This window comes from Kitasatospora sp. NPDC054795, assembly GCF_053611565.1.
In genome coordinates this window covers 40,223-64,603 of the sequence record NZ_JBSHAP010000011.1, presented here as the reverse complement: position 1 = coordinate 64,603, position 24,381 = coordinate 40,223, and the positions used below count along the sequence as shown (strand labels likewise).

Here is a 24,381-nt window from a genome sequence, read left to right as displayed (position 1 = left end):
CACCCACGATGGGGGAATCCTCATGCCGATGCCCAAAGCCGCCCGCTTTCTTGCCGCCGCCGGTGTCGCGGCGCTGCTCCCGCTCTCCTTCGCGTCCAACGCGCACGCGGCCACGTACCTGCAAACCGTTGCACTCGAGAACGTCACCACGGGGAAGTGCGCCGACCTGCCGGGCTACGGCTGGAACCCGCTCGACACCCGGGTCAGCCAGTATTGATCAGAAACTCAATTGGTTCTCGTCGAGGGTGTAGCGGACCTGCGGACCGTGGAAGTAGCCGCGGACGATGTGGGGTTGGCGCTGGCGTCGGTGGAAGAAGCGCCGGGCTTGGGCTGCCAGTTCAGCCTGGTTCCGGGCCCGGTTGCTCATGGGCAGGCTGCGCTTGAGGTCGGCGTTGACCAACTCGTCGGGATTCAGCTCAGGCGAGTATGACGGCAGGAAGTGCAGTTCGACCTGGTCGGCGTGGTCGGCCAGCCACGTGCGGACCGTCTTGCTGCGGTGGGCCGAGTGCCGGTCCACGACGAGGTGGACCTTGCGGTCGAAGTGGCCGGCAAGCCGGTCGAGGAAGCGGCACATGACCTGCGCGTCGAAGGTGCCGGTGAAGACCATGAAGTGCATGCGGCCCTTGGTGCTGATCGCGGACATGGCGTTGACCGAGAAGCGCTTCCCGGTCCGGCGCACGATCGGGGTCCGCCCCTTGGCGCCCCAGGTCCGGCCGGTGACCTGGTCGGAGCGGATGCCGACCTGATCGGCGAACAGCACCTCGGCGCCCTCGGCCTTCGCCTGTGTGCGGATCGCGGGCCAGGTCTCCTCCAGCCAGCCGCGCACCGCCTCGGGATCCTGCTCGACGGCGCGCTTGTCCGGACGCTGGAACGACAGCCCCCAGCGGTGCAGGTACTTGCCCACCCCCGGCTCGGTCAACCGGACCCGGTACAGCTTCGCGATCAGCGCACCTACCTGGGAACGTGTCCACAACTGCCCCGAAAGTCCCAGGTCACAGGGCTGGTGGTCGAGGACGGCCTGCCGGATTGCCGCTTGCTCGGCCTCGGACAGCACCTGATGCTCTCCGACCCGCCGCCCACGCGGACGCCCGATCAGCGCCTCTCGCCCGCCGTCCAGCCACTTCGCCCACCAGCCGTCAACCGCCTTCAGCGAGACCTGGAACACCGCCGCAACGTCCTCCCGGTCCCGGCCTTCCACCAACGCAGCCACCGCCCGCAGCCGCAACGCTTCCTGTGCCGACGGTGACAAGTGCCGTGCGTCCCCCACCAGTTCGCTCACGCGGTGTTCAACGACCCAGAACCCCTACCGTTTCGGATCAATACAACTGCAGCTACGGCGTGTACGACAACCAGATGTGGAACCTGGAGCAGACCCGCACCGTCGACGGGCGGCCCCTGTACCGGTTCGCCAACGCCAAGAGCGGGTACTGCCTCGACCTGCCCGACTACGGCGCCGCCCCGGCCGGCGCCCAGGTGTCCGTCTACACCTGCAACTCCGACCCCGCGAACGACAACCAGGAGTGGTACCTCGTCGACGTGGTCGGCAACGGGGGCTACGAGATCGTCAACTACCGGAACGGCCTCTGCCTGGACGTCGCCGGCTGGGCCGGCGACGGAAGCGACCGGGCCAACGACCTGCCCCTGACCGTCTACCCCTGCTACGACAGCTCGTGGCACGGCGGCGTCCACGAAGGCTACGACGACCACATCTGGCGTTTCGCCGGCTGATCCCGCGCCAACCCGTCGATCCCGCAAGCTCATTGCGAAGCGTGCGGGGTCGACGGCGGCGGAATGCGGTCGGCGTCCCGGTCGAGCGGGGTACCGGCGCCGACAAGTCGATCACAGCTATGGACCCCACCGGAGACGGCAAAGTACGGTGGGCGCGTCGCCGGAGGCCCGCCCCGAAACGATGATCATGATCGTGTTCTTCATGGTGGAGAACTACCTGGGCACCCTCGCGGTGACGCTGACGGTCCCGAGCGTGCTCTCCTTCAGCGGCACCACGGCGGTGGGCGTGGTCACCGCGGTCGGCGGCGCGGGCGCCGTGGCGGGCAGCCTGATCGTGGCGCTGTGGGGCGGCACCGCGCGGCGGGCGACCGGCATGGTGGGGTTCGTGAGCGGCGTCGGCCTGGGCGTCGTCCTGGTCGGCCTTCGTCCGTCGGTGACGGTGGCGGCCGTGGGAGCACTCGTCTGGTGGGCGTCCATGAGCATCCTCAACGCGCACTGGCTGGCCATCATCCAGATCAAGGTCGGCCCGGAGCTCCAGGGCCGGGTGCTCGCCACCAACCAGATGCTCGCCGTCGCCATGACCCCGCTGGCCTTCCTCACCGCCCCGCCCCTCGCCGAGTACTTCTCCGGCCTGCTGAACCCGGGAGGGATGCTGGCGGACACCGTGGGACGAGCCCTCGGTACCGGGCCCGGCCGCGGCACCGGCCTGCTCCTCGTCACCTGCGGACTGCTGCTGATCGCCTGGGCCGTCCTGGGCCTGCGCTACCGCCCCCTGCGGTACATGGAGGACGAGCTGCCGGACGCCGTCGCCGGTGCGGAGATCGCCGAGGACCTCGACACCCTGCAGGCCGCGGCCGACCGCGCCATGCCCGGCGGGGGCGGTGACCGGACCGGCCCTGACCGGACCGGCGGTGACGGTGGCAGCGCAGGCGAAGGCTGTGCCGGATGGTTCCGGCGCCGAGGGCGCTGTCACCGACAGCGCCCGAGACCTCGTGCGCGAGCCGCGCGGGATCAGCCCATGACCGTCCGGGCGGCGTTCGCCCGGACCGGGCGCCGGCGGGAGAAGGCGCCCAGGTCGACCACGTTGCCGGTGTGCTCGCCGCGGTAGTGGACCGGGTCGCCGTCGTGGTCGTGACCGGCCTCGACGCGGTCGATCAGGGTGGCGAGGAAGCGGCCCACCAGCGGCGCGTTCTTGAACTGGTTGCCGCTGGTGCCGATCGCGACGTAGTAGCCGTCGAGGGCGGTGCGGTCGTAGATCGGGGTCCAGTCGTCGGCGACGTCGTACACGCCCGCCGCGCCGAGGGGCCGGTTGGGGACCCGCAGCGCGGGGAACCGGCGAGCCGCCCGGGTCACCTGGGTGCGGAAGCGCCGGGCGGTGGGGCGGGGATCGGCCTTGTCCGGATCGTCGATCCACTCGTGCGGGTCGCAGTCCGGCTCGGTCCCGCCGACCAGGAGGTGTCCGCCGGGGGCCGTGCGGACGTAGGTGCCGAGGTCGAGGTCGGCGACCAGGGGGAACGGGTCGGCGGTCCGGACGTCCGGTGCGGCGACCTGGTGGACCTCCTCGCGCAGCGGACGCACACCGATCGTGAAGTCCTCCCCGACCCCCGCCAGCCGGTTGAGGCCGCCCGACCACGGGCCGGCGGCGTTGACCACGACCGGTGCGCCGATCCGCGTGCCGTCGGCCAGACGGATGCCCGTCACCCGGTCCGCGTGCCGGTCGACGGCCACCACGGTGTGGCGCAGGAGGAACCGGGCGCCCAGCTCGGTCGCGGCGTCGGCGAGGTTCTGGGCGGCGAGCTGCGGGTCGTCGACGTACCCGGCGTCCGGGGTGAACAGGGCGCCGAGTTCGCCGGACGGGTCGGCGAAGAAGGCGTCGTCGTCCACCGGCTTCGGCGGCCAGTACCGCCCGGGATCGATCCCGGGAAGGCGCCTGCGCAGCGTCGGGACGTCCCAGCGCTCGTACGGGACGCCGGCGCGCTCGAACAGGACGACGGTGTCGGACGGTGCGGCCTCGGGGGAGTCGAGCAGTACGGCACCGGTGCGGTGGAAGGCGGCGAGCGGGCGGCGGCCGGTCAGCCGCAGGTGGTCGGACCAGGACGTCCAGAGGTGCTGCGCCTCCCAGGCGGTGGCGACGCTCGCGAAGGTGGAGTAGTTGAAGCGGATGATCGCACTGGAGGCGCTGGTGGAACCGTGGCCGACGGCGCCCGCCTTGTCCACGACGACCACCCGCCGCCCGGCGCGCGCCAGTTCGAGGGCGACGGCCGCGCCGATCACCCCGGCTCCGACGACCACGGCGTCCGGTCGAACGACGGTCATGACGGCCCCTCCCCGGGCGGTGGCGTGCGCGGGCTCGGCACGGCGGCGAACAGCGTCCGAGTGTACGGGTGTTGTGATCCGATCGGCGATCAGCTGGGCCTTGATCGGAACGCGGATGTCCGCCGACGGGTCGGCGGACATCCGCACCGCCTGATCCGACACCACCGGCGCCGGCGTCCCTGGACCTTGGGGAGGCGGTCCCCGAGGGCCGCGTCAGTAGATGAGGACGTCCCAGTGGCTGCCCTCGTTGCAGTACAGGTTGCCCGACGAGGCCTTCCACTGCGGGTAGCCGTCGCCCCGGAGGCCGATGTAGGTGAAGCTGTTCTGGATGTAGTTGTCGATGCAGGAGCTGCGGGCGATGTCGACCTTGTAGCCGTTGTAGTGGCTGTAGGTGCCGGAGGCGTGGCCGACCTCGGTCCCGCCCGTGATGTTGATGGCGCAGCCGCTGGCCTGCTTGAGGGTGATGACGGCGCTCACCGTGCCCGAGTTGATCTGGTCGAACGAGGTACAGGTGGAGTTGGACCTGGTGGTGCAGCCCCCACTGGAACTCCACGTGACGCCGGCGTTGCTGAGCTGGCTGGCAGCCGTCGACTGCGACAGCTTGGTGCCGCTGGCGCCGGCCGTGGGCGCCGAGAGCGCGAGGCCGGCCAGGGCCAGGGCGACGACGGTGGCTGCGGTGCGTGGCTTCATCTGCATCTCCCAATGAGGGCGGTGTGCCTCGGACTCGACCCCTCGCCCTCCTGCCGTGCCTCGGCTGGAGGACGGGAGGTCCGGCGCCGGGCCTGGGGAACCGGCCCGGACGAAGGGGTCGTACGCAGTGCTGTGGCGCGGCGGTGCTCCGGCGCGAGGGCCGACCGATCCGTGCGGCGCCACAGCCCGCGTTCCCGGGGAACGAGGGGCGGGCTTCGAGCGCCGGCATCGCTCCAGGATGGCCCATCACTGTCTATGCGGGTAGACCCCGGACTGTGAATTTCGCGTGACGGGGAGCGGCCTTCAGCGCGTCGAAACGCTCCACGGGGCGCACCGCACGATCACGGAACCGGGCCGGCCCCTTCCTCCGAGGCGCGACCCTGCCCGGAACACCTGCCCTGAGCACCAGCCCTGACACCCGCCCGGTCGCCCCCCTTTCGGTCACGGAGGTACGCCCGGTCGGGGTGCCCGGTCGGGGGTGGCGGCGCGGCCGCTGGCGCGTCGTGCGCGCGCGGAGTAGACGACTCTTCGACGCGACGGCAGCGACGGTCCCCGGGGCCGGGACAGGGTGTGGTGGGCCGAGGATGCGACTGGCTCTCGTGACGTGCTTCAACGCGGACTGGCACTTCGGCAAGGTCCCCTCGCCGTACGTGCCGCTGAACCTCCTCGGGCTGGCCGCGGTGGCCCGGCGCAGCGGGCACGAACCGGTGGTGGTGGATCCGACGCTCGCGCTGCTGGAGGGCCGGGTGGGCGACGGGCCCGAGTTCCACCGGGAGGTGGCGGAGCTCATCTGCGAGTCCCGGCCCGACGTCGTCGGCCTCACCACGATGTGCAACTCCTACCCTCAGACGCTGGCGCTGGCCCGGCGGTGCCGCGAGCTGGACCCGGACGTACGGATCCTGCTCGGCGGCCCGCAGGCCTCCGTGGTGGACGTCGCGACCCTGCGCGAGTTCGGCTGGATCGACGCGATCGTGCGCAATGAGGCGGACCGGTCCCTCGTCCGGGTGCTCGACCGGTGGGCGGCGGGCGACGACCTGGCCGGCGTGGCCGGCACCACCTGGCGGGGGCCGGACGGCGGCCCGGTGCGCGAACCCGCCGCACCGCTGCTGCAGGACCTGGACGAACTGCCCTTCCCCGCCTACGACCTGTACCCCTTCGAGCGGACCCTGCAGGACCTCGCGCCGGTGGAGGCGGGCCGGGGCTGCCCGTACGGGTGCACGTTCTGCTCGACCAACGTGTTCTTCAACCGCGAGTACCGGATCAAGTCGCCGGCCCGGCTGATCACCGAGATGCGGCACCTGCGGGACGCCCACGGATTCACCCGGTTCGACCTGGTGCACGACATGCTGACCGTCGACCGGCGGTGGGTCCTGGCGTTCTGCGCCGCCCTGCTCGACGGCGGGCAGGGCTTCGAGTGGGCGTGCAGCGCGCGGACCGACCGGGTGGACGACGAACTGCTGGCCACCATGGCCGCCGCCGGCTGCCGCGGGATGTTCTTCGGGATCGAGACCGGATCCCAGCGGATGCAGCCGCTGGTGCGCAAGCGGCTGCGCACCGACGCGGTTCTGCCGGTCATCCGCTCCGGCACCGACCGGGGGATCTCCTGCACCGCCTCCCTGATCGTCGGCTTCCCGGAGGAGACCACCGAGGACGCGGTCGCCTCGCTCGACCTCGCGCTCGACGTCCTGCAGCTCTCGCCGGACACCCAGGCGCAGATGCACCTGCTGGCACCGCTGGTGGGCAGTCCGCTGTACGAGGAGCACCGCGAGGAGCTGCGCTTCGACGGGCACAGCTCCGACATCTCGCTCTTCCTGCTGGACGAGGAGGAGATCGCGACGGTCACCCGCCACCCCGACATCTTCCCGAGCTTCTACCACATCCCGACGCCGCACCTCGACCGCGACCTGGCCAAGGCGATCTCCGCCGCCACCTACACCTGCCCGACGCTGTTCCTCGCCCTGCGCACCGCCGGCGCCGACCTGCGGCAGGTACTGACCGGCTGGACGCGCTGGCAGCACCGGCACGTCGGCCCGGAGCAGCTCCGGCCGGACTACTACCTCTACGGGTTCGTCCCGGACCTGTGCCGGTACCTGGCGGCCGAAGTCCTGGACGGGCTCGGAGCGTGCGCCCCGGTCCTGCGCGACCTCATGGCGTACGTCGAAACCCGGTACGCCCTGCAGCGCCGGCTGACCGAGGACGGGACCGTCTTCCGGGCCTTCGACTGCGACGTCCGGGAGCTGAGCGCCGCGCTGCGCACCGGTGGCGGCCTCGACGTGGAGGGCGTAGCGTCCGACCTGCTGTTCGTGAACCTGACGGCGTCCCGGGGCCGCGGCTACGCCTTCCTGGAGGTGTCGGTCCCGCGCACCGCCGATCCGCTGGTCCGGCCCGGGGACCGGCTGGAGATCCGCGACCCGGTCCGTCAGCTGCTGACCCGTCCGGAGCTGGTCATCCGCAACACCTCGCAGCGGCGCGCCTTCGCCGCGAAACACCATCTGACCGAGCGCCACGTGACGGCGCTGGGGCTGCGGCGGGAACCGGCCGGTACCGCCACCGGGTGACCGGACCGCGGACCGCCGGGCCGGCCGGACCGGACCCACCGACCGAAGTCGTGCACAGGACACCTGTGCACCGAGACGAAGGAGAGCATGATGGCCGGAGACGTGGCAGCGGAGCGCGGCAAGCCCGTCGGCGACCTGCCGTTCGAGGAGCTGGCGTTCGAGGAGGTCCCGTTCGAGGACCTGCCGGTCGGCGAGCTGGGGCTCGTCGAGCTGGAGTCGCGGGTCGAGGCGGAGGCCCAGGCGAGCGGCGTCACCACGGTCGTCACGACGGTCGTCTCGGGCCGGTGGTAGCCGAACGGCCGAACGGCGGGGTCCGGGTCGAACGGCACGTCGGCTGGCGGGGCGACAACGCCCTGGTGGAGGAGGCCCGGCGGCCGCTGCGGCGCCGGGTCGCCCGCCTGCTGCAGGTGGACGGCCTGCCGGCGACCGCCGGCCTGCCGTCCGAACGGCGGATCGCCGCCGGGGTCGACCCCCGGGTCTTCTACACCTACCCGCTGCTGTTCTACACCGCCTTCCCCCGCGTCTCGCTGGCGCAACTGCGGGCGCTGTCCGTCAGCGGCTCGTACCTCTTCGACTACGTGCTGGCCCTGGACGAGGTACTGGACCGCCCCTCCGCCCGCACCGGGGGCGGCCTGCTGCTGGGCGGCCTCCTCCAGCGCGAGGCGCTGCACGGGCTGTACGCGCTGCTGCCGCCCGCCAGCCCGTTCTGGGGCCACTTCGAGCGCTACTTCGGGCACTTCTGCCAGGCGGTGCTGCGCGAGGAGGCCCGGCACCGCGGCCTGCTCCAGCCCTACCCCGGGGAGGAGTTGGAGCTCGTCTACGCGGGCAAGTCCGCGATCGCCAAGGCCTGCCTCGCGGCCCTCGCCGTGCTCGGCGGGGACGAGCGGCCGCTGGCCGGGCTGGAGGCCTCGCACGACGCCCACTACGTGGCCTTCCAGCTCGCCGACGACCTGGCGGACTGGCGGATCGACTACCGGCGCGGGCACTACTCCTACCCCCTCACGGTGGCGTTCCTGCGGGCCGGCTGGCAGCGGCGGGTGGAGTCGGCCGAGCGGCCCCCGGTGTCCGAGGTGGCCGAGCTGCTCGACCGGGAGGGCGTGGTCGAGGAGGTCCGCGCGCTGGCGCTCGGCCACCTGGACCGCGCCGAGGGCGCGGCCGACCGGATCGCCGAGGGGAGCTGGCACGCCGCCATCCGGACCACCCGGCAGCGGATCGCGGGCCCGACGCTCGGCCTCGACCTGCCGACCGAGCCGCCCGCCACTGCTCCGCCCGGTGCCCCGGCCCGGTCCGCCGCGGCAGTCGGGGCGTTCGGGGTGGTCGGGGCGGCTGCCTGGCGGGGCGACCGGCGGACACCCGCGACACCGGTGGCAGCGTCCTGGCGGCCCTGGCTCGACGCCCACCGGGAGCCGCGCACGCCCGGGCCCGCGGTGCTGGCGGAGCAGTTCCGGGTCCTGGAGGCCGCCGGCCCGGCGCGCACCACGGGCGAGGCCCTGTGCCAGGTCGGCCTGGCGATCGCGGCCTCGCGCCGGGCCCTCCCGCAGTACGGCCTGGCCGAGCATCTCGGCGTTTCCGCAGCCGAACTGGACTGGTTCGACCAGCACGGCCCGTGGCTGGACGGCCTGCTCGCGCTCGGCCTCGACGAGCCGCCCGAGCCGTGGCGGCCGGGCCGCGCGGAGCCGTCGGGCGGGGCGCCGTCGGGCGGGGTGCCGTCGGGCCGGGTGCCGGGCTGGGTGCCGCCGGCGGTCGGCCGGTACCTCGGCCACCGGCTGGTGAAGGGATCCGGCCCGGGCGGCGCCCAGGCCCCCGACGTGCTGCTCCGCGCCTACCGCGCCGAGTCCGTGGCCTAGGACGGAGGCGACCGTGACGCTGCTGCTGATGGAGACCCGTGACACCGACCGGGTGTTCGCCGAGCAGTGGGCGGGCCTGCCGGGCCGCGAGGACCGCCCGTGGGACCCGGCGCAGCCGCTCCCCGGGGCACTCTTCGACCACCTGCCGTTCCTGCTGTACGAGTACTTCGCGACCGTCCCGATGGGCGCGGCCCGACGGGTGGCACTGGCCGCGCGGGCGGGCGGCGCGGCCCGCTTCCTGCGGTTCCGGCAGAGCCGGGGCCAGTGCGCACCGGCCCGGGCCGACCGGGAGTGCGCATACCTGCGGCGTTTCGCCACCCGGCAGTTGGCGGACGACCTGCCGGGCCGGGAGCCGTTCCGGCAGTCGCTCTCCGTCGGTTACCACCGCCCCTGGGACCCGGCCGGCGCCGGGGCGGAGCTCGCGCACACCACCACTGAGGCGTTCGCCGCGCTGGCCGGGACGCCGGAGCCGGTCGGGCCCGTGACCGAGTCGCAGAGCCGCCTCTACGCCGGGCTCGCCCGCTACCGCGAATGCGTCGACTGGAAGGACGACTTCCTGCACGGCCACCCCTCGCAGCTCGTCCCCTGGCTGCTCGCCGAGCTGGGCCTGACGCCCTCGGCGACCCGCGCCGCACGAACCGAGCTGGTCGCCGACGCGGCCCGCCGCTTCCACTACGGCGGCCTCGCCGAACACACCCTCGACGAGGCCGCCGAGCAGCTGTGCCGCGCGCTGGCGGCGGTGACCGACCTGCCGCCCGCGGGCTGGGTGGAGCGGCTCATCGGCTTCTCCGAGTCCGTCCGCCGGCTGCGCGCGGACCTCGACCGGATGCGCCGGGACGGGCTGGCCCGGGCGCGCGCCGCCGCGGCCCCGGGCGGCCGTGCGGCGACCCGGAGGGGCACCGACCCCGGCGCCGCCGTGGCCGTGCCCACCACCGACGCGATCGCCGACTCCCTTGCGGCAGCGGCCCGTTACCTGCGGCGGGAACAGGATCAGGCCGGCCGTTGGGGCGACTTCCTGCTGCTCGGCCAGCAGAGCACCTCCTGGGTCACCGGCTACGTCGGCTGGAACCTGGCGACCGTCGGCACGGCGGCGGACACCCCGGCCGCGGCCGACTCCGGGGCCCCGGCGGACGCCCCGGCCCCGGTGCACCCGACTCCGATGAACTCCCTTGCCGCGGCGGCCGATTGGCTGGTCGCCAACCGCGCTCCGGGAGCCGGGTGGGGATACAACGGCCAGTGGCCGGTGGACGTCGACTCCACGGCGAACGCCCTGCTGTTCCTGACCCGGATCGGCGCGCCCGAACCGCAGCTGTGGCGGCCGGCGTTGGACTGGCTGCTGTCGACGCAGCGACCCGACGGCGGGTTCACCACCATCGTGGACCCGGAGCCCTGGCTCGTCCGGTTCCACTCCGACGCCGGCGACCTGCGCGGTTGGACCTCCTCGCACCCGTGCGTGACCGCCGTGGCCGCCCTGCTGCTGGCCGGCCTGGACGGTGAGCGGGAGCGGCGCGCGGCGCTGCGGGCCGCGCGCCGGCTCCTGGACCAGCAGCGCCCGGAGGGCAACTGGGAGGCCTACTGGTGGGCGGGCGGACTGTACACCACGTGCCGTGCGGTGCAGGCGATCGGAGAGCTGGGCCGCCGTACCGACCTGCCCGGGGCGGCAGCGGCCCGCGCGGGAGCCGCCGGGTGGCTGCTGCGCGCCCAACGCCCGGACGGGGGTTGGGCGCACGTGCCGAACCGCGCGTGCGCCGCCTTCGCCACCGCGCTGGCCGTCCAGGCGCTGGGCGAACTGCTCACGACGCCGCCCGGACGCGACCGCCCGGCCCTCCGAGTGGCGCTCGACCGCGGCACCCGGTGGCTGGTGGAACACCAGCGACCGGACGGCAGTTGGCCCGTCGTGCCGATCCTCCGGGTGCCCCGGCCGCAGCTGACGGAGCCCTGGGAACAGACGTCGTGGACGGAATCGATCGCGGGCCTCGACATCGTCGCCGAGGACTGGCGGCGATTGTTCACCACGGCGACGGCGCTCCGCGCCCTGCACGTCGCATCGCCGACCGGCGGTGCGGTGCCCGCAATCCCGACAGGAGACCTGTGATGGCAACAGAAGAACGGCAGAGCGTGCCCCGGCGGTACCGCGCCACGGGCGCGGACGAGACCCGCCAGCTGATCGCCAGGATCCGCGCAGCGTTCCCGGACGCCACGTTCACCCTGCAGCAGCGCGTCGTGGACGACAAGGGCGCGGTCGCGTTCGTGTGGTCGGTGCGCGGTACCCAGAGCGGCGAGGTGGACGGCTACCCCGCGACCAACGCGCCGGCCACGCTGACGATCGTCACCAGCGCGCTCATCGAGCCGGCCGGTTCACGCTAGGCGACGGGCTCAGGGCGACGGGCTACGGCCTCGGTGGCCCCGGCGCCGGCTCCCGCGGTGACTCCGCCGGAGCCGGCGCCGTTCCGTGGCGCTTCCCCAGCGGTTGAGGGACCGGGTCCGCCGCAGCATCATGAAGGGGGTGGCCCGCCCGGAAGGCGGTCCGGTCACGGGACACCTGTCCGTCCCGTACGCGATTGCGCCCCTCTTCCGCCCCTCGAAACCGTGCGCCGTGCGGGACGTCGTGCGGGACGCCGCGCGGGCCGTTCTGCGGACGGGGACGCCCGGTGAACCGCGCTCGAACGTCCGGAACGAGAATTCGATGACCGAGAACGAAACAGCCATGGCCGCCGGTGACTTCGCCTTTTCCGAGGGGCCGGTGTGGTCGGTGCAGTTCGCCCAGACCAAGCCCGGCCTGACCAACGCCTACCTCGCCAACCTGGGGGCGCGGTGGAAGCCCCTGATGGAGGAGGCCAAGCGGCAGAAGCTGATCCGCGACTACCGCATCCTGGTCTCCCCGCCGACCGGCCGTGACGACTGGAACGTCATGATCGTGACCGAGGTCGAGAACATGGCCGCCCTGGACGGCTACAGCGAGCGGATGGCCGAGCTCTCGGCCCGGCTCGACGGGCCCGACCGGAAGTCGCACGGCTGCGCGCAGTTCCGCGAGCTGCTCGGAATGAGGCTGGCGCGGGAGGTCTTCCTGAAATGACGCACCGCAGTTGACCCGGGCCCCGCCGATCCGGGGCCCCGCCGATCCGGGGCCCCGCCGATCCGAGGCCCGCTGACGCGAGGCCTTCCCGGCGGAGAGTTCCTCGCCCCGAAGGAGGAGAACCATGGAGCGCACGACGGATCCGAAGGACGGCAAGAAGACCCTCGACCTGAAACGGTCCACCGTGGGCAACCTCGACGACCCGCTGCTCACCACCCAGGGCTGGAGCCTGTGGACCTGCGACGAGACGGCGTCGGCACCCGGGGCGCCCGAATCCCGGCGGGGGCGCAGCACGCGGCGCAGGCCCGCGTAGATGCCGCGGAGCCTCCCGGGAGGGCGGGGCGCGGCCCTCCGAGCCGTCCCGCGCGTCAGCCGCGACGACTTCCGCGCACCGCTGCGCAAGGGCGAGCCCCGGGTCGTCCTGGACAACGTACGGGACTGGCCCGCCCTGCACCGCTGGGACGCGGACTACCTGCGGTCCGTCGCGGGGGAGCGGGAGGTGACGGTCCGGGAGACGAACGGGCCACCGCGGAACGTCTTCCAGAACCTCGCGGCCGGCGGGCGGACCTCCTTCGGCCGGTACCTCGACTGGGTACTGGACACCGCCGGAGGGCTGGAACGGATCGCCCGCTCCGGCAGCGGCGCCGGTGAGATCACCCGGGCGGTGTGCGCCGACGGGTTCCGCTGCTCGTACTACCTCGACGCGAAGCTCCGGCAGCTGTCCGAGGACCTGCTCGACGACGCGCCGCCACCCGGCTGGTACCGGCGCGGTCCGATCGACACCAACCTCTGGTGCGGCGTGCTCGGGACCTCCTCCGGGCTGCACTGCGACGTGACGCCGAACTGCAACGTCCAGGTCGTCGGACGCAAGCACTTCGTCCTCTATCCGCCCTCGCAGGCCCGGCGCGTCTACCGCATCCCGCAGATCACGCACTGCCGCTTCGACCCCAACCTCCCCGACTACGAGCGGTTCCCGCGGGCCCGCCGCGCCACCGGATGGCAGTGCACCCTGGACGCCGGTGAGTCGCTCTACATCCCGGTGGGCTGGTACCACCAGGTGACGGTGGTCTCGGCCTGGGCGCTGAACGTCAACTTCTTCTGGTCGCGCCCGCTCGCCCAGGGGCTGTCGGCTCCGCCGCTGTGGCCGTTCCTGCTCCGGCGCCGGTGGGCCCGGCTGCGCGACCGGAGCTGACCGGCCGTGGGGTCCGAAGCGCCCGGCCCCGTCCGGCCCGTGCGGGGCGAGCCTGTGCGGGGTGGGCCCGTGCAGGGCGAACCGGCCTGGGAGGCCGCGGAGTTCTTCGTGCTCCGCACCCCGCTGCTGCCCCTGGAGGCCCTGCTGGGCCTGGGCGAGGGACTGGCCGCCGCGCGGTGCTGCGGGCACCCGGACCTGGTCGACGGCGCCGTCCGGCGCGACCGGTTGCGGGTGCGCGGACGGCTGCGGGAGCTGTACGGCCGTGCCGACGTCCGGGAAGCGCTGTCCGTCGCCTCCTCCTCGCTCACGACGGGCCTGGAAGCCTGGGAGCACTCACCCGCCGGCCGGCGCGGCCGGAACGCCGAGCACAGCCTGCTGCGCTACCTCGCCCGGATGTCCGCCAGGCCGACCCCGTTCGGACTCTTCGCCGGCTGCTCGGTCGGCTCGGTCGACCCCGCGGAAGACGGCCCGACCGCCCTCGAACTCGGACCGTCCTCCTCCTACCGGCGCCGCACCGGCCTGGACTTCGGCTACCTCGGCGCGCTGACCGCCGACCTGCGGCGGCGGCCGGAAGTGCGACGGCACCTGGTCCACCGGCCCAACTCCAGCCTGTACCGGAGTGCCGGGCGGCTCCGATACGTCGAGGTGCTCCGGACGGACGCGGGCCCGACCCATCGGCTGGTCGAGGTCGAGCCGGCGCCGTGGCTCCTCGCCGCCGTCGACCGGGCGGGATCCGGTGCCCGACCGGACGAACTCGTCGCCGCCGTACTCGCCGCCGAACCGGACGTCGAGCCCGGGGAAGCCCGCCGGGCCGTCGAGGAGCTGATCGAGCACCAGATCCTCGTCCCCGAGCTCGTACCGCCCGTGAGCGGGCCCGAGCCGCTGGCGGACCTGCTCGCCCAGGTCCGGCCGTTCGCCGAACAGGCCGGGCTCGGCCCCGTCACGGCCGCGTTGGACGCCGCCCGGCGGCAGCTCGCCACGGCGGACCGGCGGCCGCCCGGTGAGGCGTCCGGCCACTACGCCCGCGCGGCGGCGCTGCTCACCCGCCCACCCGTGGCGGCGGACCCGGCCGGGCCGGCCGGGCTGTTCCGGATCGACCTGGTGAAGCCGGCCGCGCGGGCCGTGCTGGGGCGTGCGGTGGCCGCCGAGGTGCTCCGGGGCGCCCGACTCGTCCACCGCTTGGGCGGCACCCGCCCGGACCCGCAGCTCGCGCGGTTCACCGCGGCCTACCGGACCCGCTACGGCGCCCGCGAGGTACCGCTGTGCGAGGCGCTGGACCCGGAGTCCGGCCTCGGGTTCCCCGTCCGGGCCGCCCCGATGGCCGCCGCCGAACCGCTGCTCGCCGGCCTCGACCTGGCCGGCCCGAACCTGGCCGGCCCGAACCTGGACGGCTTCGACCTCGACGGCCAGGACGCTTCCGGTCGGCCGGTGGACGGTGAGCAGCGCTGGGACGGGCGCCACCGGCTGCTGCTGACCTGGCTGGGCGAGGCGATGCGCACCGGCGCGCGGGAACTCGCCCTCGGCCCGGAACGGCTCGACGCGCTCACAGCCGCCGACGAGAGCACCATCGACCGGCCGCCGCTGCCCGACTCCTTCGGTGTCGTGGCGAGCATCCTCGCCGAGAGCCCGCAGGCGGTGGCGCGAGGGCGCTACCGGGTGCACATATCCGCCCTGGGCGGACCCTCCGGCGCGTACCTGCTGGGCCGGTTCTGCCACGACGGCGACGACCTCACCCGGTGCGTCCGGGCCCATCTGCGCGCCGAGGAGGCACTCAGGCCGGACGCGGTGTTCGCGGAGATCGCCCACCTGCCCGGCGAGCGGATCGGCAACGTCCTGCGGCGGCCGCTGCTGCGCGGCCACGAGATCCCCTGCCTCGGCCGCTCCGGGGCGCCGCCCGACCAGCAGATCCCGCTGACCGACCTGACCCTCGCCCCCGACGGCGACCGCCTGGCGCTGCGCTCCGCCCGGCTGGGGGCCGAGGTCGTCCCGCGCCTGACGTCCGCGCACCACTTCGCCGCCCCCGCGAACCTCGGCCTGTACCGCTTCCTGTGCGCGCTGCAGGCCCCGCAGCAGGCGCGCGGGCTGGACGCCGTCCTCGGGCCGCTCGCCGCCGCGCCGTACCTGCCGCGGATCGTCTCCGGGCGTCTGGTGCTCGCCCGGGCGCGCTGGAACCTGACCGAGCGCCAGCTGGCGCGCTTCGCGGCGCCGTCACCGGGCGAACGGTTCGTCGCCGTACAGGAGTTGCGCCGGGAGATGGGCCTGCCGCGGTGGGTCGCCGTGGCGGAGGGCGACCGGCTGCTGCCCGTCGACCTGGAGAACACCGTCTTCCTCGACATGGCGGCCCGGCTGCTGGCCGGCCGCTCCACGGCCACCATGGCGGAACTGTTCCTCGGCGACGAGGACCTGCTCGCCCGCGGCCCCGAAGGGCGGTTCACCCACGAGGTGGTGGTCCCCTTCGTCCGTACCGGCCCGCACCCGCCCGGGTATCCGCGGGCGCGGCCGCCCGCGCGCCGGGCCGACGCCGGGCCACCGCGTGCCGCCGAAGCGCGACCGTGCGTGCGGAGCTTCCCGCCCGGCTCCGAGTGGCTCTACGCCAAGCTCTACACCGGCTCGGCCGGCGCCGACGAAGCCCTGCGCCGGGTCGTCCGGCCGCTCGTCCGCCGCGCCCTCGCCGAGGGTACGGCGGACAGCTGGTTCTACGTCCGCTACGCCGACCCGGACTGGCACCTCAGGGTGCGGCTGCACGGCGATCGGCGGCGACTGGCCGCCGACGTCCTGCCGGCCCTGTACGACGCGGCGCGGCCGCTGCTCGCGGACGGTGTCGTCCGGCGCGTCCAACTCGACACCTACGAGCGGGAGATCGAGCGCTACGGCGGGCCGGTCGGCATCCGGCTCTCGGAACTCCTGTTCCGGCAGGACAGTGAGGCCGCGCTGCGCACCGTCGAGTCGCTCGGCGCGGAAGGCGGTGCGGACTCCCGCTGGCGGGCCGCGCTGGTCGGCATCGACCGGCTGCTGACCGACCTCGGCCTGCGCAGGGCCGAGAAACGCGCCCTGGTGAGCGCCGCCCGCGACCGCTTCCGCGCCGAGTTCCGGGTGGACCAGGCCGTGCGACGCGGGATCGGCGACCGCTTCCGCCGCGAACGCGCCGCCCTGGAAAGACTGTTGGCGGACCCGGACAGAGACCCGGACCCGGGCGCGGACCCGGACACGGCGGACGACACGTCCGCGGCTGTCCGGTCCCTCGCGGCGGAGCTGCGCGAGGGGGTGCGGACCGGGCAGATCGGCACCCCGATCGCCGCCCTGGCGGGCAACTACGTTCACCTGCACGCCAACCGGGTGCTGCGCTCCGCCGCCCGGGCCCAGGAACTGCTGCTCTACGACTTCCTGTCCCGCCTGTACGCGGCACCGGAAGCCGGAGCGGCCGCCCCGTCGGCCCGGCCGTCGCGGCGCAGCACCATCCCCTCGGAGCCGATCCGGTAGACCGGGGCGAACCCCGCCTCCGTCAGCACCCGGGCGAGCCTCGGATGCTGGTACAGGACGTGGACCTCCCTGGGGGCCCGCTCGATGGAGGCGGTCAGCCGTCCGACGACGGCCCGCAGGGTCTCCTCGGGGAACGGGTCGAAGAGGAAGACGGTGTCGACCCGGTCCGGCACCTCGAACCCGGCCGCGTCCGCGCAGTGCACCTCGGTCCTGCACCTGCCGGCCCCGGCCCGGCGCCCACGCAGGTTCGCCCGGGCCACGGCGCAGAGCTCCGGGGACAGCTCCACCCCGACCGCCTCCCGGAAGCCGTGCCGCGCGGCGAGCAGCAGCGCCCGGCCCTTGCCCGCGCCGAGGTCGAGCAGCACTTGCCGACCGTCCGCGGGCAGCACCCGCACCAGCTCGGCGAACAGCCAGGGGCTCGCCCCCTCGTGCCGGGCCGCCACGTCGATGCCGGTCTCGGTGCCGTGGCGCAGGTCGAAGAGCAGCTCACCAGCACCCAGCCGGACGGCCCGGACGACCCCGACCCGACGGCACACGGCAGGGAACGCCCGTGCGACGATCCCCAGCCGGCCGACGAGTGCGTGGAGAATGACCGATCAACCCCTCGGACGAGGACGGGTGCACGGGCTCGCCTCCAGGCTATCGGGGCCGGGGCCGTCCCGCGCGTGAGGAGCGACCCCTGGCCGGGGCCGGGGCCGTCGTCACGAGCGAAGCGCTGTGACAAGGTGTCACCGCGGCCGGTCCGGCGGCAGCTCCAACGGCTCCAGACCCGCCAACGCCTCAAGCCAGTAGACCAGTTGACCATCAACAACCGATGCGGATAAGTCGTCGCCACCCACAGCCATCGCTCCGAGAACCCTCTCTAGGCGCAGGTCGGCACCCCTCTCGTGCGGGTTGGAGTTCTCTCCGCAGGGCATGCTGGAGAGCTCGCAGCGCACAATGAAGGGGACACATCAAGAATGAAGACAAGCCAGTCGGACAACACTCAAGAACGAGGTGCTCGGCGCTTGGCGGCCGCCGCCGCAACTCCTTCAGGAGCCTCATCGTCACCGTTGGGCGACGACGGGAACTTCCGCATGGTGCGCAGCGGCGAAAGGAGAATCGGAATAAAGGCGAAACAGCCCGCGGCGGCACACACGAAAAGCCCCTGGCGTACCCCGAGCCACCCAGCCACGGCGCCGCCCAGTATGGAGCCGACGGGCATGAAGCTCCAGGTCAGGAATCGCATCGTGGCATTTACTCGCCCGAGATATTCATCGGGGGTCAGGGTCTGTGTGCAGCTGACTTGAGTGACATTGTAGACGACGATCATAAACGCCGTGACACCGTCTGCGCAGGCCGCGATCCAGAGCGTCCAGCCGGATCCGACAAAGGGGAGGACGAGCGCAAGAGGGGAGCCGAGGAGCAGGATCGACCACAGGGCGGGACCGGGGCCGGCCCTCTCGGAAATCCGCCTCGCCAGGAAGGACCCGAGGAGCCCACCCGCTCCGGACACGCTCAGGAAGATTCCGATCAAGGCGGGCGACAGATCGAGCGTCCTCGCCAGGAAGAGCATCATGACCGTGTAAGCGGCATACCACGTCAAGTTCAGCCAGGCGGAGGACCCGGCGATCGCGAGGAGCCGAGAGCTTCCGCGCACCAGACGGAGCCCAGTCCCGATCTCCTGGAGCATGCGGGATTCCGGTCCACGGACCGGCTCCGCCTCTTCGGCGCGAATCCGCGCGATGCAAGCCGAGGAGATCAGAAGGCCGACGCTGGTCACCACGAAGGAGACCGGAGCCGTGAGCAGGGCCACGGCCTGACCGCCCAGTGAAGGGCCACCCACGGCAAAGACCTGCTGGACGCCGGTGAGCTTCGCATTCCCTTCCAGTACCCTGTCCCGACCCACAAGGCTGGGGAGATAACTCTGGTATGCGACGTCAAAGAATACGTTGCACACGCCGAACAGGAGAACGGTGGCGTAGAGCTGCCAGATCGAAAGGAGGTCGACCCACCAGCACAGAGGAATGGAAAGAAGAATGAGAGAACGCGCAAGCTGGCATAGGACAAGGATTCTGCGACGCCGAAGCCGGTCCACCCACACTCCGGCCGGCAGGCCGACCAGCAGGAACGGGAGAGTGAGGAAGGTGGAGACGAGCCCCACTTCGAACTCTCCGGCATCCAGCGCAAGGACTGCGACCAGCGGGATGGCGATCCTCGCCACACTGACACTGGCGGCACTCACTGCCGTGGCGGCGAAGAGCCCCCTGAACCCCCGGTCTTCTAGAATTCCCGGCTTGTCGGTCATGAAGTTACCATCATAGACAACCAGTCACAGTAAATTGGCAACGATTTTGGTCGTGGTGATCCGGCGGTCCGGCCCGGACTCGACGGCGGCGAGCGGGGTGACTGCCACGGGGGGAAGGCCGTACGCACCGTCTCCTGGCTGCTCGGCCACCGCCGGCTGACCGTGCGACAGGAGCGGATCGGCGACCGGGCCAGCGCTACCCCCGTCCCTGCTGCAGCTCTGGCCTGCGACAAGGGACTCGTCGGACTCACCGCATGGGACTCCTGCCAAGGCGATGTGGGACAAGAGGACTCTCCTTCTGCGTAGGCATCCCGCATGGGTTTCGCCGAGACGAACGGAGTGTTGTTGCAATGTAACATTGCACATGTCTCCGCGTGTGGGGCGACGGCTTGAAGGTCAACTACATTCTCGGCACCCGCAGTTCGTGATCATCGGCGCGCCGTCGCGGTGGCGGTGAGGACGTCCAGGTGAACCGCCCCACGGGCGGAAGCGGACGCCCGCGGCTTGCAGGGCGAGGCCGGAGCCGTGCGTGGTGAGCATGTTGTCGGCGACCGGGCCCAGTGCGAGGACGAGCAGGAACAGGAGCGGGGGACCGAACCGGGCGGGCACGATGGCTGGTTGCCGCCCCTCCTTCCAGGGGCACGGAAATCCGTGGGCGGCCTCACGGAAGATCACGTACTGTGTGGCTCCACGCCCCGAGACGAACGGAAGGAGGCGAGTGCCGTGCGGTTCACACCTTTCCAGCGCTCCCTCTTCCGCTGTCCCGGCGTGGTTCGTGAGTTCTGACCGGGAGCGCTCCAAGCAGCCTGTATCCCGGAGGAATCCATGACCGATCGGGTCATCCGCGCGCTCTCCGCGAGCGACGCTCATCTCTTCGACGCACTCCCCGACCCCCTGGGCGCCCGTGAAGGCCATCGGCGTACCCGGTTCCGCTCCGACTGGAAGCGCGTCGCCCTGCGCGACGGCGAGGTTGTCGCACGCGGCGCGTGGTGGGGCGGCCCCGACGACTCGGAGCCCGTCAACATCAACTGGTTCGACGTGGCCGAGGGCGAGGAGGAGGCCGGGGCCGAGCTCCTGCGCTCCGCTCCCTGGCAGGTCGAACTCGAGATCAACCTGCCCGGCGGCTGGCGGGAGAAGGCCGACCTGCGCGCCGGCGCCGAGGCGCGTTTCGCCGCCGCACGAGCCGCAGGGTACGAACTCCTGGTGGAGCGCTTCCTGTACCGCTGGACCCCTGAGCGAGGTCTGCCCGAGCGGCCCGGACGCCTGCGCTTCAGCGCCGAACCCGACGACACCGCGTTCCTCGACGCGTTGCGCCGTATCCACTCCGCCACCCTGGACGCCCACGCGCTCAGGGCCACAGCGGAGGGCGGCCTCGACCAAGCCGCCCAGGAGGAACTCGACTTCTTCCACTGGTGCCCCTCTCCGCGGGAGTGGTGGCAGGTCGCACACACGCCGGAGGGAGACCTGGCAGGCATCCACATCCCGGCCCACAACCCCTCCGGCCCGACCATCGGCTTCATTGGAGTCGTCCCGGAGCAGCGGGGTCGCGGCTACGCCTACGACCTCCTCGCGGAGTGCACCTACGTCCTCGTCGAGCAGGGCGCGGAGTTCGTCACCGGAGCGACGGACCAGGCCAACGTCCCCATGGCCGCGAACTTCGCCAAGGCCGGCTTCCCCGTCGTCCGTGAACGCATCAACTTCCACCCGGCGGGCCGAGCGGCCTAGCGAGGAGTGGCACGCGGTGGGCGGTCCGGTCCGAGGGCGGGTCCGGGCCGCCTGCCGGCGCCGGCCTGCCCGATCCGCCGGCTTCGCGGACCGGGCAGGTGATCAGTTGTCGGGTGGGCCGGGGGTGCTCAGCAGCTCAGATTGTTGCCCGGTACGGTGCCGAGCAGTTGGGTGAAGCGCTGGTAGGCGTTGATCCGGCTCTGCACCTGTGCGGGGTTGCCGCCGTTGCACTCCAGTGAGCCGTTGATGCTGCGGATGGTCTCGCCGAAGCCGTAGCCGTTGACGATCGCGTTGTGGGGGGTCATGGTGCCCGGCCCGTTCTGGGTGTTCCAGTACCAGAGCGCGGTCTTCCAGGCGACGGCCGGGTCGGTCTGCACCAGGTTGGGGTTGCGCAGCAGGTCGATGCCGAGGGCGTCGCCGGCCGCCTTGTAGTTGAAGTTCCAGCTCAGCTGGATCGGGCCGCGCCCGTAGTACGCGGCCTGCCCGGCCGGGCAGCCGTACGGCTGTGAAGTGTCGCAGTAGTGGGGGTAGTTGGCGGTGTTCTGCTCGACCACGTAGACCAGCGCGCCGGTCTCGTGGTTGACGTTGGCGAGGAAGGCCGCGGCCTCCTGCTTGCGGACGGTGTCGGTGCCGGTGGCCGCGAAGGCGGGGTAGGCGGTGAGGGCGTCGATCAGGCCCTGGTACGTGTAGAAGGGGTTCCGGTTCGGGAACATCTGGTCGAACTGGGCCTGGCTGACGGGGAATCCGCTCGGGTTCGGCGTGCCGGTGGACGTGGACGTGGCCGTCGGCGTGGCGGTCGGGGTCGTCGTCGGGCCGGTGCCGCAGCCGCCCTGGTCGGACCAGACGCCGGAGCCTCCGGTGCTGGGCGGCTCGTTCTGGGTCCACCACTTGGCGAGCCAGTTGTGGCCGTTGTAGGAGACGGCGGCGCCGCCGGTGTAGACGGCCGAGGAGTTCCAGGGCGTGGCGCAGACGGCGGCGCTGGCGTTGGCCGCGGGCAGCAGCAGGACCACCGCCAGCGCCGTGGCGACGGCGGAGAGCAGTGCGAGCAGGCGTTTCGTGGACACTTGATCACCCCTTGTGCGGTGTGGGGCCGCACGGTCGTGGAGGTAGGGACGTCGGGGCAGGGGAGCCGGGCCCCGCGGGTGGGGGCACGTCGTGGGGGACGGGCCGACCGGGGTGCGGGCCGGTGCGGGGCTGACCCAGACTCAAGCGGAATGGTCTATACCTGTCAAGGGGTTCCCGGAAAAAGACGCACCCGGCGGAACGGCCGGGGAGCGAACAGGGACAGGGGGCGGCTCCGGCTCGGGGGAGGGGGTGGGTTCGAGGTCTCCGCGCCCCCGCGCGCCGCACAGGCCCGCGACCGAAGCGCGCAGCGGCACGAGCGCCCGGGTATCGGGAAGTCGGAATCGGCACGTGGGTGTCGGCAAGCGGTGCCGGCACGTGGGTGTCGGGTGATCACGGGAGGTTCCATGGGTGAGCAGCGGGAAGTGCCGCCGATCTCGATCTTCTACCGTCGCGACGGGCTCGGCCCGGGCCGGGCACTGGGTGACGCCCAGCGCGGGGACCGGGTTCGGCGCGTCCAGGACTTCTGGCTGCACCGGGTCGGTGAGTACTGGCTCGTCACCCGGCACGCGGACGTCCGGCGCGTGCTGGCCGACCAGGAGACGTTCGCGATGTACGACCCGCAACGCGCTCCGGTGCTGCCGAACGAGCTCCTCAACATGGACCCGCCGGAGCACACGCGGCTGCGCCACGTCCTGACGCCGGAGTTCACCGGGAAGCGGATCCGCTCACTGGAGCCGATGATCCGCACCCTGGTCGGCGAGCTGATCGACGCCATGGAGTCGCGGGGTCCCGCGGCGGACCTGATGGCCGACTTCGCGCTGCCGCTGCCGCTCGGGGTGATCTGCGCGATGCTCGGCGTTCCCGACCCCGACCAGGGGCAGTTCCACCACTGGTCCCGGACCACGCTGGATCTCGGGCTCCCCATCGAGGAACGGCTCGCGGCCGGCCGGGAATCGCGCGCCTACATGGCCTCCCTGGTGGCGGAGAAGCGGCGCAGCCCGGACGACGGGATGATCGGCATGCTCGTCCGGGAGCACGGTGGCGCGGTGTCGGACTCCGAACTGGTCGGCGTCTGCGAGCTGTTGCTGCTCGCCGGCCACGTCACGGTCTCCAACACGATCGGCCTGGGCGTGCTCGCCCTGCTGTCGCACCCGGAGCAGGCCGACCGGTTGCGCGACGCTCGTGAGGCCGATCCGGTGATCGACACCGCCGTCGAGGAGCTGCTGCGGTACCTGTCCGTGTCCAGCACCGCGCTGGCCCGGACCGCGCGGTGCGACACCGAGGTCGGCGGCGTGCCGATCAAGGCCGGTGACCAGGTCGTCTGTCAACTGCCGGTGGCCAACCGCGACCCGGCGCTCGGCGCCGGGATGGACCGCTTCGACATCGCGCGCAAACCCGTGTCGCACCTGGCCTTCGGGCACGGCGCGCACCACTGCCTCGGCGCACCCCTGGCCCGCGCCGAACTGCGGATCGCCGTGCCCGCGCTCCTGCGGCGACTGCCCGGCCTCGCGCTCGCGTGCCCCGTCGAGGACGTGCCCTACCGCGTCAACAACGAGGTCTACGGTCTCCACGCACTGCCTGTCACCTGGTGACCCGTGACACCGGCGGGAGGAGGACGGTGCCGGGCACGGTGCGACGGACGTCCGCCCCGGCCTCCGGCACCTCGGCCGCACCGCCCCGGCAGGTCGGAGAGCGGTCTCACCGAGCGCGACACCACCGTCATGACCTGGAGCCGGCCCCACCCGGCCCGCATACTGGCGGGAGCCGACGGCATCCCGGTCCACGGCGACCAGCGCTCGGAGCGGGACGTGGGACGCGGGACGAGGCAGGTACTCGTTCCGGCGCGGGTGCCGGGGCGTCCGCCGTCCACCGACGCCGATGAGGAAGAACCCGCCATGACCTACACCGTGGATTTCGGCACCGTCTCGACCGTCGGCCTGGAGTCGTCACCCGTCGCGGAGGCGCTGGCCGGTCTGCGGGCGAACGAGGCCCGCTATTTCAGGAACAAGTACGACCACGTCTTCACGGTGGAGCCGGCCGGCGACGCCCAGGAGGCCGTCGACTGGGTGCACCGGATCCTCAAAGAGGAACGGGACATCGTGATCGCGTCCCGCCCGCTGGAGGCCACGGCCTTTCAGGTCGAGAACATCCGCATGGCCTATGTCTTCTACGAGAGCGGGCTGTCGATCAACGTGATGTACACCGTCGACGACGCCAAGAAGCGAGCGGTCGGGTTCAAGCTCTCCGAGGGGATGGATATCCCGGAGGAGCTCGCCTCCCGTTTCAAGTTCGCGCGGCAGAAGTCGAAGCTCGCCGGTGTCATCCGCGGCTCGTTCTTCGTCGTCAAGAACGAGTACTGACCGCGGCACCCCCGCGTCCGGCGGCCCGGCCCCCCGGGGCGGGGCGACCGGGGCGGG

Annotated in this window: 21 protein-coding genes; 15 read left to right on the top strand and 6 right to left on the bottom strand. The window is 72.7% G+C overall.

The window, feature by feature from the left end; all coding sequences use genetic code 11:
* Positions 1-28 precede the first annotated feature (28 nt).
* Complete coding sequence (locus ACWGJO_RS06230; RefSeq protein ID WP_452182408.1) at positions 29-217, top strand: hypothetical protein; 189 nt, start codon at positions 29-31, stop codon at positions 215-217.
* Here the strand turns inward: ACWGJO_RS06230 and ACWGJO_RS06225 are convergent, their stop codons facing one another.
* Positions 218-1,279 (bottom strand): IS630 family transposase, encoded by a 1,062-nt coding sequence (locus ACWGJO_RS06225; RefSeq protein WP_452182407.1) that lies wholly within the window; start codon positions 1,277-1,279, stop codon positions 218-220. It lies immediately after the preceding gene.
* Between the two features lie 59 nt (positions 1,280-1,338).
* Between ACWGJO_RS06225 and ACWGJO_RS06220 the strand changes: the two genes are divergently transcribed.
* Positions 1,339-1,728 (top strand): RICIN domain-containing protein, encoded by a 390-nt coding sequence (locus ACWGJO_RS06220; protein WP_452182406.1) that lies wholly within the window; start codon positions 1,339-1,341, stop codon positions 1,726-1,728.
* A gap of 187 nt (positions 1,729-1,915) precedes the next feature.
* Positions 1,916-2,836 carry a hypothetical protein gene (locus tag ACWGJO_RS06215; RefSeq protein WP_452182405.1) on the top strand — a complete coding sequence of 307 codons (921 nt, stop codon included), beginning with the start codon at positions 1,916-1,918 and terminating at the stop codon, positions 2,834-2,836.
* Here ACWGJO_RS06215 and ACWGJO_RS06210 read toward each other — a convergent pair.
* Entirely contained in the window at positions 2,740-4,044 is a 1,305-nt protein-coding gene (locus ACWGJO_RS06210; RefSeq protein WP_452182403.1) for an NAD(P)/FAD-dependent oxidoreductase, read from the bottom strand. The two genes, ACWGJO_RS06215 and ACWGJO_RS06210, sit on opposite strands and share 97 nt — an antisense overlap.
* A 213-nt stretch (positions 4,045-4,257) precedes the next feature.
* Positions 4,258-4,740, bottom strand: coding sequence for a hypothetical protein (locus tag ACWGJO_RS06205; RefSeq protein ID WP_452182402.1), 483 nt, complete (start codon positions 4,738-4,740; stop codon positions 4,258-4,260).
* Between the two features lie 578 nt (positions 4,741-5,318).
* Between ACWGJO_RS06205 and ACWGJO_RS06200 the strand changes: the two genes are divergently transcribed.
* From ACWGJO_RS06200 to ACWGJO_RS06160, 9 genes are all read left to right on the top strand, one after another.
* Positions 5,319-7,292 (top strand): B12-binding domain-containing radical SAM protein, encoded by a 1,974-nt coding sequence (locus ACWGJO_RS06200; RefSeq protein WP_452182400.1) that lies wholly within the window; start codon positions 5,319-5,321, stop codon positions 7,290-7,292.
* A gap of 90 nt (positions 7,293-7,382) precedes the next feature.
* Positions 7,383-7,583: a hypothetical protein gene (locus tag ACWGJO_RS06195; RefSeq protein ID WP_380356405.1), complete on the top strand. Its 201-nt coding sequence runs from the start codon at positions 7,383-7,385 to the stop codon at positions 7,581-7,583.
* A complete protein-coding gene (locus ACWGJO_RS06190) occupies positions 7,577-9,139 on the top strand; it encodes a hypothetical protein (protein ID WP_452182399.1) in 1,563 nt (520 codons plus the stop codon). The genes ACWGJO_RS06195 and ACWGJO_RS06190 overlap by 7 nt, the downstream gene beginning before the upstream one ends.
* A 13-nt stretch (positions 9,140-9,152) precedes the next feature.
* Positions 9,153-11,234, top strand: coding sequence for a hypothetical protein (locus ACWGJO_RS06185; protein ID WP_452182398.1), 2,082 nt, complete (start codon positions 9,153-9,155; stop codon positions 11,232-11,234).
* A complete protein-coding gene (locus tag ACWGJO_RS06180) occupies positions 11,234-11,506 on the top strand; it encodes an ester cyclase (protein ID WP_452182397.1) in 273 nt (90 codons plus the stop codon). The genes ACWGJO_RS06185 and ACWGJO_RS06180 overlap by 1 nt, the downstream gene beginning before the upstream one ends.
* A gap of 319 nt (positions 11,507-11,825) precedes the next feature.
* Positions 11,826-12,215 (top strand): hypothetical protein, encoded by a 390-nt coding sequence (locus ACWGJO_RS06175; protein WP_401043505.1) that lies wholly within the window; start codon positions 11,826-11,828, stop codon positions 12,213-12,215.
* A gap of 124 nt (positions 12,216-12,339) precedes the next feature.
* Positions 12,340-12,528 (top strand): hypothetical protein, encoded by a 189-nt coding sequence (locus ACWGJO_RS06170; protein WP_452182396.1) that lies wholly within the window; start codon positions 12,340-12,342, stop codon positions 12,526-12,528.
* A complete protein-coding gene (locus tag ACWGJO_RS06165) occupies positions 12,529-13,407 on the top strand; it encodes a cupin-like domain-containing protein (RefSeq protein WP_452182395.1) in 879 nt (292 codons plus the stop codon). It begins immediately after the preceding gene.
* A 69-nt stretch (positions 13,408-13,476) separates the two neighbouring features.
* Positions 13,477-16,887 (top strand): lantibiotic dehydratase, encoded by a 3,411-nt coding sequence (locus ACWGJO_RS06160; RefSeq protein WP_452182394.1) that lies wholly within the window; start codon positions 13,477-13,479, stop codon positions 16,885-16,887.
* Here the strand turns inward: ACWGJO_RS06160 and ACWGJO_RS06155 are convergent.
* A complete protein-coding gene (locus tag ACWGJO_RS06155; protein WP_452182393.1) occupies positions 16,782-17,423 on the bottom strand; it encodes a class I SAM-dependent methyltransferase in 642 nt (213 codons plus the stop codon). The two genes, ACWGJO_RS06160 and ACWGJO_RS06155, sit on opposite strands and share 106 nt — an antisense overlap.
* Before the next feature lie 449 nt (positions 17,424-17,872).
* Positions 17,873-19,174 (bottom strand): MFS transporter, encoded by a 1,302-nt coding sequence (locus ACWGJO_RS06150; protein WP_452182392.1) that lies wholly within the window; start codon positions 19,172-19,174, stop codon positions 17,873-17,875.
* Positions 19,175-19,999: 825 nt separating this feature from the next.
* Between ACWGJO_RS06150 and ACWGJO_RS06145 the strand changes: the two genes are divergently transcribed.
* Positions 20,000-20,899 carry a GNAT family N-acetyltransferase gene (locus tag ACWGJO_RS06145; RefSeq protein WP_452182390.1) on the top strand — a complete coding sequence of 300 codons (900 nt, stop codon included), beginning with the start codon at positions 20,000-20,002 and terminating at the stop codon, positions 20,897-20,899.
* A gap of 128 nt (positions 20,900-21,027) precedes the next feature.
* Here the strand turns inward: ACWGJO_RS06145 and ACWGJO_RS06140 are convergent, their stop codons facing one another.
* Positions 21,028-21,963, bottom strand: a complete 936-nt coding sequence (locus ACWGJO_RS06140) for a glycoside hydrolase family 19 protein (protein WP_452182389.1) — start codon at positions 21,961-21,963, stop codon at positions 21,028-21,030.
* A gap of 405 nt (positions 21,964-22,368) precedes the next feature.
* Between ACWGJO_RS06140 and ACWGJO_RS06135 the strand changes: the two genes are divergently transcribed.
* Both ACWGJO_RS06135 and ACWGJO_RS06130 read left to right on the top strand, forming a co-directional pair.
* Entirely contained in the window at positions 22,369-23,556 is a 1,188-nt protein-coding gene (locus ACWGJO_RS06135) for a cytochrome P450 (protein ID WP_452182388.1), read from the top strand.
* 303 nt (positions 23,557-23,859) lie between these two features.
* On the top strand, positions 23,860-24,324 hold the full coding sequence (locus ACWGJO_RS06130) for a hypothetical protein (protein ID WP_452182387.1): 465 nt from the start codon (positions 23,860-23,862) through the stop codon (positions 24,322-24,324).
* Positions 24,325-24,381 lie beyond the last annotated feature (57 nt).

What these genes read in the sequence shown, in the direction of transcription:
- ACWGJO_RS06165 (WP_452182395.1), top strand. Translation starts at nt 12,529, where the DNA reads ATGCCGCGGAGCCTCCCGGGAGGGCGGGGCGCGGCCCTCCGAGCCGTC.
- ACWGJO_RS06230 (WP_452182408.1), top strand. Translation starts at nt 29, where the DNA reads ATGCCCAAAGCCGCCCGCTTTCTTGCCGCCGCCGGTGTCGCGGCGCTG.
- ACWGJO_RS06200 (WP_452182400.1), top strand. Translation starts at nt 5,319, where the DNA reads ATGCGACTGGCTCTCGTGACGTGCTTCAACGCGGACTGGCACTTCGGC.
- ACWGJO_RS06170 (WP_452182396.1), top strand. Translation starts at nt 12,340, where the DNA reads ATGGAGCGCACGACGGATCCGAAGGACGGCAAGAAGACCCTCGACCTG.
- ACWGJO_RS06215 (WP_452182405.1), top strand. Translation starts at nt 1,916, where the DNA reads ATGATCGTGTTCTTCATGGTGGAGAACTACCTGGGCACCCTCGCGGTG.
- ACWGJO_RS06130 (WP_452182387.1), top strand. Translation starts at nt 23,860, where the DNA reads ATGACCTACACCGTGGATTTCGGCACCGTCTCGACCGTCGGCCTGGAG.
- ACWGJO_RS06210 (WP_452182403.1), bottom strand. Translation starts at nt 4,044, where the DNA reads ATGACCGTCGTTCGACCGGACGCCGTGGTCGTCGGAGCCGGGGTGATC.
- ACWGJO_RS06205 (WP_452182402.1), bottom strand. Translation starts at nt 4,740, where the DNA reads ATGCAGATGAAGCCACGCACCGCAGCCACCGTCGTCGCCCTGGCCCTG.
- ACWGJO_RS06145 (WP_452182390.1), top strand. Translation starts at nt 20,000, where the DNA reads ATGACCGATCGGGTCATCCGCGCGCTCTCCGCGAGCGACGCTCATCTC.
- ACWGJO_RS06175 (WP_401043505.1), top strand. Translation starts at nt 11,826, where the DNA reads ATGACCGAGAACGAAACAGCCATGGCCGCCGGTGACTTCGCCTTTTCC.
- ACWGJO_RS06195 (WP_380356405.1), top strand. Translation starts at nt 7,383, where the DNA reads ATGGCCGGAGACGTGGCAGCGGAGCGCGGCAAGCCCGTCGGCGACCTG.
- ACWGJO_RS06135 (WP_452182388.1), top strand. Translation starts at nt 22,369, where the DNA reads ATGGGTGAGCAGCGGGAAGTGCCGCCGATCTCGATCTTCTACCGTCGC.
- ACWGJO_RS06150 (WP_452182392.1), bottom strand. Translation starts at nt 19,174, where the DNA reads ATGACCGACAAGCCGGGAATTCTAGAAGACCGGGGGTTCAGGGGGCTC.
- ACWGJO_RS06180 (WP_452182397.1), top strand. Translation starts at nt 11,234, where the DNA reads ATGGCAACAGAAGAACGGCAGAGCGTGCCCCGGCGGTACCGCGCCACG.